The sequence below is a fragment of the Nostoc sp. ChiQUE01b genome, assembly GCF_034531255.1.
Taxonomy (GTDB): domain Bacteria; phylum Cyanobacteriota; class Cyanobacteriia; order Cyanobacteriales; family Nostocaceae; genus Nostoc.
Genome location: NZ_JAVRBM010000077.1, coordinates 29861 through 44070, shown reverse-complemented (window position 1 = coordinate 44070; position 14210 = coordinate 29861). Strand labels below are relative to the sequence as shown.

Annotated in this window: 17 protein-coding genes and 1 pseudogene; 12 read left to right on the top strand and 6 right to left on the bottom strand. The window is 42.4% G+C overall.

The annotated features are described in order from the left end of the window. Positions 1–200, bottom strand: a 200-nt coding sequence (locus RMY63_RS32850; protein ID WP_322732711.1) for a hypothetical protein, incomplete at its 3' end; no start/stop codon positions are given. Positions 201–383: 183 nt separating this feature from the next. On the opposite strand from RMY63_RS32850, the gene gap reads away from it, so the two are divergent. From gap to RMY63_RS32830, 4 genes are all read left to right on the top strand, one after another. Continuing rightward, positions 384–1427 carry a type I glyceraldehyde-3-phosphate dehydrogenase gene (gene gap, locus RMY63_RS32845; RefSeq protein WP_322732710.1) on the top strand — a complete coding sequence of 348 codons (1044 nt, stop codon included), beginning with the start codon at positions 384–386 and terminating at the stop codon, positions 1425–1427. 250 nt (positions 1428–1677) lie between these two features. Further along, positions 1678–3108, top strand: coding sequence for a pyruvate kinase (gene pyk, locus RMY63_RS32840; protein WP_322732709.1), 1431 nt, complete (start codon positions 1678–1680; stop codon positions 3106–3108). 391 nt (positions 3109–3499) lie between these two features. Then, a complete protein-coding gene (locus tag RMY63_RS32835; RefSeq protein WP_322732708.1) occupies positions 3500–4504 on the top strand; it encodes a transaldolase in 1005 nt (334 codons plus the stop codon). An 87-nt stretch (positions 4505–4591) separates the two neighbouring features. Continuing rightward, entirely contained in the window at positions 4592–4738 is a 147-nt protein-coding gene (locus RMY63_RS32830) for a hypothetical protein (protein WP_322732707.1), read from the top strand. On the opposite strand, the gene psbN is transcribed toward RMY63_RS32830, so the two are convergent. Further along, a complete protein-coding gene (gene psbN, locus RMY63_RS32825; RefSeq protein ID WP_292750901.1) occupies positions 4735–4866 on the bottom strand; it encodes a photosystem II reaction center protein PsbN in 132 nt (43 codons plus the stop codon). The two genes, RMY63_RS32830 and psbN, sit on opposite strands and share 4 nt — an antisense overlap. Before the next feature lie 85 nt (positions 4867–4951). Here psbN and psbH point away from each other — a divergent pair, with 85 nt between their 5' ends. From psbH to avd, 4 genes and pseudogenes are all read left to right on the top strand, one after another. Then, positions 4952–5155, top strand: coding sequence for a photosystem II reaction center phosphoprotein PsbH (psbH, locus tag RMY63_RS32820; RefSeq protein ID WP_094348882.1), 204 nt, complete (start codon positions 4952–4954; stop codon positions 5153–5155). A gap of 425 nt (positions 5156–5580) precedes the next feature. Next, the gene (locus RMY63_RS32815; RefSeq protein ID WP_322732706.1) at positions 5581–5934 is read left to right on the top strand and encodes a hypothetical protein; all 354 of its coding nucleotides are present in this window, start codon (positions 5581–5583) and stop codon (positions 5932–5934) included. Then, on the top strand, positions 5916–8969 hold the full coding sequence (locus RMY63_RS32810) for an SUMF1/EgtB/PvdO family nonheme iron enzyme (protein WP_322732705.1): 3054 nt from the start codon (positions 5916–5918) through the stop codon (positions 8967–8969). The genes RMY63_RS32815 and RMY63_RS32810 overlap by 19 nt, the downstream gene beginning before the upstream one ends. A gap of 109 nt (positions 8970–9078) precedes the next feature. Continuing rightward, positions 9079–9333, top strand: a pseudogene (avd, locus tag RMY63_RS32805) (diversity-generating retroelement protein Avd); the annotation flags it as partial. A gap of 10 nt (positions 9334–9343) precedes the next feature. Here avd and RMY63_RS32800 read toward each other — a convergent pair. After that, positions 9344–9922 (bottom strand): Uma2 family endonuclease, encoded by a 579-nt coding sequence (locus RMY63_RS32800; protein ID WP_322732704.1) that lies wholly within the window; start codon positions 9920–9922, stop codon positions 9344–9346. Positions 9923–10053: 131 nt separating this feature from the next. Here RMY63_RS32800 and RMY63_RS32795 point away from each other — a divergent pair, with 131 nt between their 5' ends. Both RMY63_RS32795 and pth read left to right on the top strand, forming a co-directional pair. Continuing rightward, entirely contained in the window at positions 10054–10326 is a 273-nt protein-coding gene (locus tag RMY63_RS32795; RefSeq protein ID WP_099103129.1) for a TatA/E family twin arginine-targeting protein translocase, read from the top strand. 30 nt (positions 10327–10356) lie between these two features. Further along, positions 10357–10998: an aminoacyl-tRNA hydrolase gene (gene pth, locus RMY63_RS32790; RefSeq protein WP_322732703.1), complete on the top strand. Its 642-nt coding sequence runs from the start codon at positions 10357–10359 to the stop codon at positions 10996–10998. A gap of 271 nt (positions 10999–11269) precedes the next feature. Here pth and rpsU read toward each other — a convergent pair whose 3' ends face one another. Both rpsU and RMY63_RS32780 read right to left on the bottom strand, forming a co-directional pair. Continuing rightward, positions 11270–11449, bottom strand: a complete 180-nt coding sequence (gene rpsU, locus RMY63_RS32785; RefSeq protein ID WP_069073049.1) for a 30S ribosomal protein S21 — start codon at positions 11447–11449, stop codon at positions 11270–11272. 292 nt (positions 11450–11741) lie between these two features. Next, the gene (locus RMY63_RS32780; RefSeq protein WP_322732702.1) at positions 11742–12086 is read right to left on the bottom strand and encodes a hypothetical protein; all 345 of its coding nucleotides are present in this window, start codon (positions 12084–12086) and stop codon (positions 11742–11744) included. Positions 12087–12259: 173 nt separating this feature from the next. On the opposite strand from RMY63_RS32780, the gene RMY63_RS32775 reads away from it, so the two are divergent. Both RMY63_RS32775 and RMY63_RS32770 read left to right on the top strand, forming a co-directional pair. Beyond that, positions 12260–12394 (top strand): hypothetical protein, encoded by a 135-nt coding sequence (locus RMY63_RS32775; RefSeq protein ID WP_322732701.1) that lies wholly within the window; start codon positions 12260–12262, stop codon positions 12392–12394. A 71-nt stretch (positions 12395–12465) separates the two neighbouring features. Next, entirely contained in the window at positions 12466–13302 is an 837-nt protein-coding gene (locus tag RMY63_RS32770; protein ID WP_322732700.1) for an SPFH domain-containing protein, read from the top strand. A 3-nt stretch (positions 13303–13305) separates the two neighbouring features. Here RMY63_RS32770 and folP read toward each other — a convergent pair whose 3' ends face one another. Next, the gene (folP, locus tag RMY63_RS32765) at positions 13306–14166 is read right to left on the bottom strand and encodes a dihydropteroate synthase (RefSeq protein WP_322732699.1); all 861 of its coding nucleotides are present in this window, start codon (positions 14164–14166) and stop codon (positions 13306–13308) included. Between the last annotated feature and the right edge of the window lie 44 nt (positions 14167–14210).

Below are 14210 nucleotides of genomic sequence, written 5' to 3'. Positions count from 1 at the left end.
TTCAATAAACGACCGCCCGAATTCAATAAACGACCGCCCGAATTCAATAAACGACTGCCCGAATTCAATAAACGACTACCCGAATTCAATAAACGACCATCCGAATTCAATTTGAAGTTCTGATGCCTGCGGCGGGCTGCGCCAACGCCGGAAGCCGGCGCTGGTGACTTCTCTCCTTGTCTCCCTTGTCTCTTCTCCATGCCCAATGCCCCATGCCCAATGCCCCATGCCCGATGCCCAATGCCCCAATCCTTAAAATATGCCAAGTAAATATGCCTTAGCTGACTGAGACTGTCAGGATCAGAGAGTAAAGAGTAAAAGGCAATCTATTTTGACTTTTAACTTTCTCCTTTTGTTCAACTTCCACAACGGGAGGTTTAATCTTGACTAAATTGAAAGTTGGTATCAATGGCTTCGGTCGAATTGGGCGACTTGTACTTCGCGCTGGCATCGACAATCCCAACATTGAGTTTGTGGGCATTAACGACCTAGTACCACCAGATAATCTCGCTTACCTATTAAAGTATGACTCAACCCACGGTCAATTAAAGCACAAGGTTGAAGCCAGGGAAGACGGCATCCTGATTGACGGACATTTCATTCCTTGTGTGTCAGTTAGGAATCCAGCAGAGTTACCTTGGGGAAAATTAAATGCAGATTATGTCGTGGAAGCTACCGGACTCTTCACTGACTACGAAGGAGCTGCAAACCACCTGAAGGCAGGTGCAAAGCGAGTAGTAATTTCCGCTCCCACCAAAGATCCAGATAGAGTTACTACTCTGTTAATGGGTGTCAATCATCACCTATTTGACCCTGGCAAGGATATCATTGTCTCCAATGCTAGCTGCACTACAAACTGTCTAGCTCCCATAGCTAAGGTGATTAATGACAACTTTGGGTTGACTGAAGGGTTGATGACCACAGTTCATGCTATGACTGCCACTCAGCCAACTGTAGACGGCCCCAGCAAAAAAGACTGGCGGGGTGGTCGAGGTGCATCCCAAAATATTATTCCCTCCTCCACAGGCGCAGCTAAAGCCGTAGCACTGGTTTTACCAGAATTGAAGGGCAGGTTAACTGGTATGGCATTACGAGTTCCGACTCCCGATGTCTCTGTAGTTGATTTAACTTTCAAAACAGCCAAAGCCACCAGTTATAAGGAAATCTCTGCTGCTATGAAGGAGGCTGCCGCAGGTTCTCTAACGGGTATCTTGGGCTACACAGATGAAGAAGTAGTTTCCACAGATTTTCAAGGTGATACTCATTCCAGCATCTTCGACGCAGGTGCTGGAATTGAGTTGAATTCCAACTTCTTCAAGGTAATTGCCTGGTATGACAACGAGTGGGGCTACTCAAATCGCGTGATTGACCTGATGTTGTCTATGTCACAGAAGGAAAAACTCGCCCCGACAGCGGCTGTGGTTTGATTAGTCATTAGTCATTAGTCAGTAGAGACGCGATTAATCGCGTCTGTACAATAGTCATTAGCTTTTGACTGCTGACTCTTGACTAGGGACTTTTGGGATTTGGGTCAAATGATAAATACTCCGAAAATCAAACGGAATCTAGTATTTTTATTTAGCAAACCAGTGATATGAAGCACGTGTGAATTTGGATGTTTTGGGCGATTGCTCAAAGCATTCAAATTTGCAGGTTACTCCTCAACCCCCAATCCCTATGCGTCGAACCAAAATCATTTGTACTGTTGGGCCGGCTACATCTGCACCCGAAAGGCTGCAAGCTTTAGTAGAAGCTGGAATGAACGTGGCACGGCTGAATTTTTCCCACGGAGCTTATGAATTCCACGCCCAAACGGCTCAGTATCTTAGGCAGATTAGTACTGAGCAGCAAAAGCCGATCGCCATTATGCAAGACTTGTGTGGGCCGAAGATTCGCTTAGGTATTTTACCACCGGAAGGGTTAAATCTGGAAGCTGGTAGTGAAGTTACCTTTGTTTTACAAGATAAAGGTGAAAATATTGACGAACTACCTCTACCATTGCCAACTTTGTTTGCAATGGTGCGACCAGGCGAACCGATTTTAATTAATGATGGTCGCGTTAAGTTGATTGTTACCGATCGCGACGCCGATCGGATTCGGGCACAGGTAAAAATTGGCGGGTTAATTTCTACCCATAAGGGAGTGAACCTACCCCAAACTCCTTTACCTGTCAGTTCAATCACCGAAAAAGATTTGCTGGATTTGCGTTTTGGGATTCAGTTGGGTGTAGACTTGGTAGCAGTGTCCTTCGTGCGATCGCCACAAGACTTAGAACCCGCCCAAAGGATGATTGAAGCCGCTGGCGCTTCCATTCGCTTAATTGCCAAAATTGAAAGAGCAGAGGCAGTAGAGCAGTTTGACTCCATTCTCAAGGTTGCTGACGGCATTATGATTGCCCGTGGCGATTTGGGCGTAGAAATGCCGATTCATGAAGTCCCTCTGATTCAAAAAGACATAACTCGCCGTTGCAATCAGGCTGGTAAGCCCGTAATTACAGCCACACAAATGCTAGAGTCGATGATTAGCGCCCCCGATCCCACGCGCGCCGAGGCCACAGATGTTGCTAATTCCATCTTGGATGGTACAGATGCGGTAATGCTTTCTGGTGAAACAGCTGTCGGACAATATCCCATCGCGGCTGTCCAGATGATGCATAACATTGCTGTACGGACAGAACAGGCTCTAGACGAGGGTAGCAGACATTCTTGGTGTCATGAAGCAGGTAGTCTCAGCGTTACTGAATCTGTAGCAGAAGCAGTGTGTCGCATCGCTTATGAAACAGGCTCACGGGCAATTCTCTGTAACACTTCTTCAGGGAGTACGGCGAGAATGGTGTCTAAATATCGCCCAACTTCTCCCATTATTGCCTTAACACCTGACATCACTGTTTATCACCAGTTAGCGCTTTCCTGGGGAGTGGAACCTTTGCTGATTCCACCAGTTCACAATGCCGAAGAGATGTTTACCAATGTGGTGAACACAGTTGTAGATATGGGTCTAGCGAATAAGGGCGATAAGGTGGTAATTACCTCTGGTGTTCCAATTGGTAAATCAGGAACAACCAGTTTAATCAAAGTGCATTCCATTGGACAGCCAATTTCGGCATAACCCACCTAGAATAGGGCTGTGGCTGTGAATAGTAAGCAGAGTTGGGCAATGATTCCGAAAAATTGCCAGAATCAGAATTGAAGGAACCAGAGACTGGGGACTGGTGATTGGGGACTAGGGCGTGTTTTCAAAGTCTTAGATCCCCCCAACCCCCCTTAAAAAGGGGGGCTAAGAGTCTCTTAAAGTCCCCCAATTTATCGGGGGATTTAGGGGGATCTAAAAAGTTAGGGGGCTAAACCAGTAGTTTGAAAACACGCCCTAAAAACTGGGGAGACAAGGAGGAGAATAACTCTTAACTCACTCCTAACTCAGCACTCTTCACTCTTCACTCAGCACTTACTAAAGAACTGGGGAATTAAGTAAATCCTAAACAAACATCACGGAGTATTTTATGTCCAAGAGTTTACTGGAACAATTGCGGAAAATGACTGTCGTGGTTGCGGATACGGGGGATATCCAGGCAATTGAAAAGTTCAAACCTCAAGATGCCACCACCAATCCTTCTCTAATTACTGCTGCGGCGCAGATGCCAGAATATCAGGAAGTTGTCGATCAAACTTTACTCCAGGCAAAGAAAGATGCTGGAGCCGGAGCTAACCAAGCACAGATAGTTTCTCTAGCTTTTGACCGTTTGGCAGTTGCCTTTGGATTAAAGATTTTACAAATTATTCCCGGTCGCGTGTCTACGGAAGTGGATGCTCGCTTGTCTTACGATACTGAAGCTACCATTACCAAAGCACGGGAATTAATTGCCCAGTATAAAGCTGCCGGGATTGGCCGCGATCGCGTTTTAATTAAAATTGCCAGCACTTGGGAAGGCATTCGCGCTGCGGAAATTCTTGAAAAAGAAGGTATTCACTGTAACCTTACTTTATTGTTTGGTCTTCACCAAGCGATCGCCTGTGCAGAAGCTGGTGTCACCTTAATTTCTCCCTTCGTTGGCCGGATTCTTGACTGGTACAAAAAAGATACCGGACGCGATAGCTACCCAGCAGCCGAAGATCCAGGTGTTTTGTCTGTCACCAAAATCTACAACTACTACAAGAAATTCGGCTATAAAACCGAAGTTATGGGAGCTAGTTTCCGTAACGTTGGTGAAATTACTGAACTTGCAGGTAGTGATTTGCTGACCATTTCACCGTCGCTTTTGGCTGAATTGCAAGCAACCATTGGAGAACTGCCACGTAAACTTGACCCGGCGAAGGTAGCAAACTTGAAAATCGAAAAGATATCCATTGACAAAGCTAGCTATGACAAGATGCACGCTGCTGACCGCATGGCAACTGACAAACTAGACGAAGGTATTAAAGGTTTCACCAAGGCACTAGAAGACCTTGAGAAACTTTTGGCAGACCGACTCGTTCGCCTGGAAGGAGAGGTAGTGGCAAGCCATTAGGGACTTCCAATTAAAAAACATCCAAACTAGTGTGCGTTACGGCTTAAGCCGTAACGCACTTCAAATATCATGTCTGGGTAATTAGTTATGATTGCCATAGTCATTTCACCCCACACGCCAGTTGCTCATGGAGGAAACCCCGACAAGCAACAGCAATGTTCGTCTACGACGGGCTACGCCTACGTAGACATCGCATCAAAAATTTACGCTGCGGACATGATATCACCCTCTTAATCTTCGTGGTCATCAAACGGATCGTTCAATTCCTTGCTAGGAGGGCCAAAGGAGGTATAAATCGAAATTCCAGTGATGGCAACCACCACGGCAGCCACAGAAATGCTAAGAACTATTGCGGGTTCCATAATTGAAAGATAGATGATGAGTGCTATTCTTATAGAATATTACAGAAGATTAAAAAAAGCTTTGGCAAGTAATCTTAGGTGAACTATGGCACAAAGGACTAGGTTGGGAGATATCCTGAAACCACTGAACTCTGAGTATGGGAAAGTGGCTCCAGGTTGGGGTACTACCCCTGTGATGGCTGTTTTTATGGCGCTATTTTTCGTGTTTTTGCTGATTATTCTGCAACTTTACAATAAATCACTGTTGGTTCAGGATGTATTTGTCGATTGGCGGAGTTTAGGACGCTAACGGATACATAGCAATTGAGTTTGGATAACAAGTTAAGTTACACCCGGTTCTTCCGGGTTTTTTTGTGAGTTGTAATTTGCTATTGAACAATAACTCAGCAGGTGTAGGTTGGGGAGCCACTGCGTTGGGCGGGTTTCCCGACTTGAAGCAAGTGGCGTTTGAGGAACGAAACCCAACATTCTCAAAAGTTTGTTGGGTTTAACTTCTCTACGGGACGCTGTTCGCGTTCGTTCAACCCAACCTATATTTATTTTTTTCTCGCCAGAGTGACACAAGCGGGGTAGAAGCGAAACATCTGCCAAAAGAAAAAATGTCGTACTACAATATCACTAAGTATTACTTAGTCAAACAAGATTAAAAGTTAATGTAGTTTTTAAATACGAACTGCAAATATTGATCAAAAAATAAAACTTTTAGAGGTGTAAATGAGCGAAATTCCTCTCTGTAGCATAGTGATTTCATCCCAACTGCCCCTAGATGAAATAGAGTCTTTAGAAACATTGCTGGGGATGAGTTCAATCAATGTGCAAAAGTCACCAAGTCGGATAGTAGGTGCAGATGACATAGTTTTTGTGGCTACAGTAGTTGGAGGGATAGCAGCAACAGCCAATTTGATAGAATACAGTATCAAAGTTGCTAAGGCGATCAATAATTGGCGGCGAAAATTGCGAGAAAAAGGGATAGAACCAAAAGGCACGTTAGAACACCCAGTTCGCCCCTTTCTTGATTTAAGCACCGCTACTGATGAAGAAATAGAAGAATGGCTGTCTCAAAAGTAGCTGAAAAAGTTCCTCTTAGTCCAAGAATAGAAAAAGTTACTAAACAAGATAATTCCTTCAGTAATCAAATTCTGATCTTGTTTTCAGCCCCTCTCCTGACTGAAGACTTATCACCAGTAGAGAATTTATCGCTCCAGGAAGAAATTGATGCTATTGCTTCGGTGTTAGAGGATATATCTCACCCTATAGCAGTGGAAATAGTGGTTAAAGTAGCCACCTCACAGACTCTACAAGATGTGTTGTCTCATCGTCTCAAACCACTGATTATTCATTTTATTGGTCATGGAATGAGAGATAAAGATAGTACAGCTTTGATGTTAGAAGATGAAGTGGGAATTACTCGTTCTTTTAGTGAAGAAGAACTGGCGATCGCCTTATCAAATCAAAACCAGCCACCCTGTCAATTAGCATTATTGAATGCCTGTCATTCAAAAGTTTTAGCTCAAGCTTTTATAAGAGCAGGAGTGTCTCATGTAATTGCGGTTAACGCTGAAGATAAAATTCTAGATGTTGCAGCCCGATGTTTTTCTCGACGACTTTATCAGGGATTATTCAATCAGGATTCAGTTGCGAATAGTTTTTTATCGAGTCGTAATGCAGTTAAACTTGATGATAAATTAATAAAACTGTTTAACTCTCAGACTTTTCAGCAAGGAGTTAATTTCGATGAAGCCTTCAAATTTCGATTGCTACCCCAAACTGACCATAATCAATCGCTGATTATCGAACCAGCCGATTCTCACCAAGTTATCTATCCCCAGTGGTCAAATACTAATATTCCCCGTAAAGATCCAAACTTTGTCGGACGCAGGCAAGAAATACATCAGGTAATTAAAGAACTGGTAGAGTCGGATAAACGTTGTATTGCCCTTCATGGTATGGGAGGAATAGGTAAAACTGCCTTAGCTTATGCCATTGCTCAGTGGTTACATGAGCGCGATCGCTATAAAGATGGAGTTTGGTTTATTAGTTTGCGTGATACTGATTCTGTAGGAACGCTAATTACCAAAGTTACACAGAGTCTTGAATTAAAGAGTTTTGCTTTAGAGAAGGAGTTAAGAAATAGTCGATTGTTTTTGATTCTTGATGATTTGGATAAGTTGATTGAGAAAGAATCCAATGAACTAATTGAACTTTTGAACTCGCTTTTAGAACAGTGTCATAATTTAGGACTGTTGTTAACTTGTCGTGATTCTTTAGTAAGGGATATTGATTGCCGTCAACAAGAAGTTTACAGCATGGGAGCTTCCGAAACGAGACAGATATTTAAAAAATATGCACCATTAGAAGCACAATGGGGAGACAATGATGATTTAACGTCAGATTTTAATCTTTTAGTAAAGTTTCTTGATGGCTATCCCTTACCCATTAAACTAGCAGCATCTTATATGGCAGAAACTCAATGTACTCTCAAGATGCTGTGTGAAGATTTGGACATTGAACCATTAGAAATTCTTGATGATTATTCTCCTGAACAAAGAAAAGAAAGAAGTTTGCGGATAACTTTAGAGCGCTCCTTTGAAATGTTATCGGTAGAAGGGCAAGATATATTTCCTTTGTTAGCTTTCTTTCCTAGTGGGTTGAGTCGGAATTTAGCTATGGCTATTCGGGGCAGAAGTGGAAATAAGGCTTTAATGGAATTGCTCAAGTTTTCTATGGCAGAAAAGTCTCCTAGTACATCTGATTGGAAAGTAACTTTACCCGAACCTGCCCGTACTTATGCACAAAGTAAATTGCAGAAAGGTAGAGGAATTGACTATCTTGCTCCTCAAGTTTTAGATTTTTATTATAGTAATTTGTGTGACACAGTTCTCAAGCATTTTGGCAATAGAGATGAGAAGAAAGGGCAGGAGTTGCTTCTGCAAGAAAACTCAAACTTAATCTTGTTTCTTGAATGGGGTTATGAGCATGAAATGAGTTCAGATAAAATCTGTCGCAGTGCGAGGATGACAGCTTCATTAAGTCCTTATTGGCGTTGGATTGAAGCGAATCAAGACCCTTTGGTTAGATTGGATTTGGCAATAGAGGCAGCCCAAAGAAATCAGGATCGAGTGGCAGAAGATTTAGTGAGAAATGCGATCGCTGCTTTTTCTTCTAGAGAAGTATTTAAAGATGTTCAATCTTTGGGACGAGAAAGTGACAAGCTAGAGTCCTTTGAGTTTGAAAGCATCACCGTCAACCATTGCGGCGAAATCATCGAACGAGAAACAAAAGTTGCCCAATACTTCACCGAAACTCTACAAAGCCCCTCTCCCAGTGGCATACAGGGCATCACCCTCGATATGGTTGCCATCCCTGATGGTACATTCATGATGGGTTCACCCAAAGGGGAAGGATATCGCTCTGAAAAACCTCAACATGAAGTAAAGGTTCAACCCTTTTTTATGGGCAAGTACCCAGTCACCCAAGCACAATGGCAAGCAGTCACATCTCTCCCCCAAGTAAACCGCAAATTGCAACCTGACTTGTCCTATTTTAAAGAAGAAAATCGACCAGTTGAGGGAGTATCTTGGTTTGAAGCGGTGGAATTTTGCGATCGCCTCTCCCACCACACAGGTAAAAGCTACTGTCTTCCTAGTGAAGCGGAATGGGAATATGCCTGTAGAGCTGGAACAATAACACCATTCCATTTTGGCGAAACAATTACATCAGAGTTAGCTAACTACGATGCTAACTATACTTACGGTGCTGGTGTGAAAGGAATATATCAAAAAGAAACTACAGTTGTAGGCAGTTTTGAAATAGCTAACGCCTTTGGATTATACGATATGCACGGAAACGTATGGGAATGGTGTCTTGATGATTCGTACAATAACTATCAAGGAGCGCCAACAGATGGCAGTGCATGGTTTGACAATAATAATAACCTTTCTCAAAAACAAGGAAATGCGATGCTGCGGGGCGGTTCCTGGGTCAGCAATCCTAAAGACTGCCGTTCCGCGTCCCGCGGCAACAACGATAGGGCGGAGCGCGATAGCATCAACTACGTTATTGGTTTTCGTGTTGTCTGCGCGGTTGGGAGGATTCTTCAGTAGCCCTTTATACTTTTCCTCTTTTGCCCTTTGCTCTTGTTCTTTTTTCCTTTTTTGTCGCCTCATGGCGACTCGAATTTTTTAGCACAAATATTAAGATTTTTTAATTTCAATGAAAGAATTATCGGTCATCCAAAAGACTTATGATTGTATTAAGTGGTACGTTTTAATTGTTGAGAAATTGCCGAAAATTCATAAGTTTACTTTAGGGGACAGGATAATCGATCAACTGTACGATTTATTAGAGGGATTAATTCAAGCCAAATATGCTAAAGATAAACTTATTCAACTAGAATCTCTAAATACTCAACTAGATATTTTGCACTATCAAGCACGAATGCTGCTCGACTTCAATTTGATGTCATTAAGTACTTAATTTACTCAAACTCAGGTGGCCACAGTTCTTTTATTGTTAATTCCCAACCTGGAAGTAATTCTGGTATTGTCAGTTTGTCGTTATCTTTTAAAACTACTGGTTCAAGGTTAGAGCGATAAACTGTTACTAAAAGTTTATCAGGGTCAATGAGAATACCCACTGTAGATCCAAGTTCTAGGAATAGTTTAATCTTTTCTTGGAGTGGTTTGAGGCGATCGCTTTTCGATTTGACCTCAACCATGAGGTCGGGTACTAACTGCACAAAGTCACGCTGAGTCTTCTTAAGTCGTTCTGCTCGAACAAACGAAACATCTGGAGCGCGGAGATTTCTTTTTTCCGGGTCGCCTCCAGTTTCATCGGTTTCAATGCTGGGCAAGATAAAGCCAGCACTAGAACCAGTAACACGTCCCAGTTTGCGAGGCATGACCCATATATTCAAAAACGTCAGCAGACGAGAACCAATTTCGTCTGACTGATAATCGGATGGCCCCATAACGATGATGTTTCCCTCTACTAGCTCCATCCGCCAATCAGGATTCTGTGACTGTAATTGTTCTAAGTCTTTGATTGTCAGAGACATAAGGCATCACTCGCTCGTGGGGCGTTAGCGTAGCTCGCCGCAGGCATCGCTTTCTATGATAGGCGATTATTGAGTAGACTACATAAATATGTGAGTCTATGTAGTGATTTTAGAGTTTACAGGAGACAAAAATGAATATATTTGGTATCGGTCTGCCCGAAATGGCTGTAATTATGGTAGTAGCGCTGTTAATCTTTGGCCCAAAGAAGCTACCAGAGATCGGTCGGAGTGTGGGCAAAACAATTCGTAGTTTCCAAGAAGCTTCTAAGGAGTTTCAAAACGAGTTTCAAAAAGAAGCAGAACAGCTAGAAGAAGTTGTCAAGACTACTGCTGAATTGGAACCTAAGCAAATCCACCCTGCTAAATCTGAGCAGGATACCGCTAGTTCTTCCCAACCTAGCTAGGATGCTGCATATCAATTGACTGTAGACAAAATGACAGAAGCTGTTACGCAACCAGCTTTGGTGATTCCCCAGCTAATCGTCGGGTTAGGGAATCCAGAAGCTAAATACGAGCAAACACGCCATAATATCGGCTTTGCTGCTTTAGAAACTCTCTCCCGTTCTTGGCGCATTTCCTTAACAGAAAACCGCAAGTTTCAGGGTGAGTATGGCGAGGGTATGGCCCCAGGTGGAGGTAAGATTCGCTTACTAAAGCCGTTAACTTATATGAATCGCTCAGGACAAGCAATACAAGCGGTGACAAGTTGGTATAAATTGCCGCCTGAGTCAGTGTTGGTGATTTATGACGATATGGATTTACCCTTGGGAAAAACTCGTCTGCGCTTGTCTGGTTCAGCTGGGGGACATAACGGCATGAAAAGTGCGATCGCACATCTTAGTAGCCAAAACTTTCCCCGTTTGCGAATCGGTATTGGTAAACCCAAAGATACAGCTAATAACGATGATTCCGGTGCTATCTCTCATGTGCTAGGGCGATTTTCTGCTGCCGAAAATCAGCAGATGTCTCTTGTACTTCAGTTCGTAGTTGAGTGTATTGAACTAAGTCTCAAACAGGGAGTAGAAAAGGCGATGAATGTTTGTAATAGCCGCACCATTAATAATTCTGAGTCTTAGGGCTGGATGAATACTGTCCTATCAGCTGATTAAAGAAAGCTAACCGATGTTTCAAGGCGCTTATTTTGGTTGATGGGCAGCGATTTTAGCTTACTCCATCTAACCAAGATAAAGCCTCTAACGCGCTCTACGTATAGGAAAAGTAACTCATTTACACCCTAATTAGCGGTGCGGCAGACTTTGCTTAATGTTTGTATGAATAAATGGCGCTTTTGCTATTGCCTGTTTTCGGTCATAACCTCAAGCAACGCCGATATCACACCAAATAGGTTTATTTAAAACGTCTTGTGCGTCTAGCTGCCACTGCCTTACGTTTGCGTTTTTCTATTGGTGTTTCAAAATGCCGATGATATTTCACATCAGCTAATATCCCAGCTTTGGAAACCTGGCGTTTAAATCGACGCAAAGCTGAGTCTATTCCTTCGTTCTCTCCTAGAACCACCTGGGTCATTTTTCCCTTTCCCTCATCATTAATAGTTTCCATTCTAATATTACCTTCAACCTTAGTAAAACCCCTCTGAGTTCAAGTCATGATTAAGAGGCTATTCGTCCGGTTGAGGCGGCTTATGTGTGCTTCTGTATCGTGAAACCAGCATTGAAGTAAAAGTAAATCTAAGTGCCCTAATGCACTCTCAGAAGCAATAGAGAAGATGGGGAAATTATAATGCTAAATTTTTCTAGCTGTACTCTGAATTGGAGAATAATGTAATCTTAGTTACTAAGATATATGATGAAAACAGATTTTAAAAGTTGATTTTGCCCTCATTTAGTAATTTATATCCAGTTGCTAATGCTGTAAAAGCAATTATGAAATTCCATAAGCTAGTTGGCTTTAAAATAACTCCACCGCTTAAGAAAACTAGTACTATGCCAATGCCTAGAAAAATCCATCCTAAGTTACCAGTTTCTCTTTGAAAAAAGACTAATGCAAATATACCTATCATCGTTGCTAAAACTGAAGCTGTAGCCGGTAAGCTCCGATAAAAATATGAATAGTAACCGCTAACAAATATGATGTTTTGACCAAAAAAGTATAATCCTGTGAAAAGTAGAATTAAACCTATAAATTTGATTAACAATCTGCCCATAATATTGTGATATTTTTAATGGCTGAAGCCAATTTTTATCCGATTATAGTGGGGTTTTTAAAATCATGCAAAATTTTACCTATAGGTTATTTTATTTACGTAAATATACTTAATATAAATCTAGGCTGTCTGAAAATGTCAGTACAAGTAATGTTGATTACATCAAGTAGTCCTTGCCAGCGTTTTATCAAGGTGCTTTAATAGCGATCGCATTCTGCAAAACAGTTTTACTTACAGAATATGTACAAAACTTGCAGCGACTCGACATCGCTGCTGGTGTTGATAAAATTACAGACTCAAAACATTAAACTCAAAGATATGACAAGCTAGTAGCATATCTTTGACACTAAATTCTCCCCAAAGCTGAATAGGAGCATACATGGAGCCAATTATTGCTATAGTTTTAGCCCTTATAGGTTATGCATTAGGTTCTGCAAAACTGATTAATCAAGGAAATGAAGCCTTAGTTGAACGCTTAGGGCGGTATCATCGGAAACTTAAGCCGGGACTGAACTTTATTGTTCCCTTGGTCGATCAGATTGTGATGGAAGATACTACACGAGAGCAATTTTTAGACATCAAACCTCAGAATGTGATCACCCAAGATAATATTTACGTAGAAGTGGACGCTATTGTATACTGGCGCATTAGAGATATTGAGAGAAGCTTTTACGCGATTGAGGATCTGCAAGGGGCATTGACACAGATAACCACAACCACACTGCGAGAAATCATTGCTCAGAATACCCTAGAGCAGACCAACGTCTCTAGAGCGGAGATGGACTCAGCTATCTTAGACCAGTTGAATAGTATAACGGCAGATTGGGGAGTTGATATTCTCCGGTTAGATATTCAGAGAATTACTTTACCTGAGAGTGTCCGAAAGTCTAGGGAAGAGGAACAAGCTGCTGTAATCAAAAAACGGGCACTGATTACCGAAGCAGAAGGGGAAAAGGAAGCTGCGATTAAGAAAGCAGAAGGAACTATGGCTTCAGTGCAAATCATTTCTCAAGCTCTCCGTTCCAATCCTGACAGTAGGGACATTTTGCGGTATCTTGTGGCTCAAGATTACGTAGATGCCAGCCAAAAACTTGGTGAAAGCAGTAATGCCAAAATTGTCTTTGTAGACCCAGCTAATTCAACTGAAATGTTTCAGGAGTTGATAGCCGAGTCGATAGTTACAGAAGGTAACGGCAAAAAAACCGAAGAACGGTAATACTTAAGAGTTATGTTGTGCAGCTTGTCTCAGTAGCGCATCAGCTACTAATGAAACATCGCGCATTTCTTGAACATCGTGAACTCGGAGGATATCAGCGCCATTAAAAATAGCAGCACAACAAGCTGCTGCCGTTCCCCAAACTCGTGCTTTGGGATCTGGTTGATTTAAGATGCGACCAATGAAACTTTTACGAGATGCTCCTACCAAGATAGGACAGTTGAGTGGTGCGAGCGATCGCAAGCCGCGAAAAATTTCTAAATTTTGCTCATAGTTTTTAGCAAAACCAATACCAGGATCGATAATAATTTTATCCCGGTCAATGCCCGCAGTAGTTGCTGCCTGAATTTGTCGAGCCAAAAAGCTATAAATCTCACCAAGCAAATCTTGATAATCAGTCTGTTGTTGCATTGTCTGTGGTGTTCCCCGGATATGCATTAAAATCATCGGCACACCTAACTCTGCGACTATTGGCAACATTTCTGAGTCAAAAGTGCCGCCAGAAATATCATTAATAATATCCGCTCCAGCTTCTACAGATGCCTTGGCTACAGCAGCACGGGTTGTATCTACAGAAATCGGGACTGAAATCTCTGGTCTTAGCACCTGTAATACCGATAGTACCCGTTCAAGTTCCTCCGCCAGAGTTATTTGCTTTGCCCCTGGTCGAGTTGATTGACCCCCCACATCGATGATGTCAGCACCAGCAGCCACTAGTGCTTGCGCCTGTACTAAAGCGGTAGAGGAAGTGTTAAACTCACCCCCATCACTAAAGCTATCAGGCGTTACATTTAAAATGCCCATCAAATAAGTCCGCTGTCCCCAATCGAAACAGCGGCCTCGAATTATCAAGTTCCTTGGCATAAATCTACATTAGCCATTCCCATGCTCTGCATGGGAACGAGAAA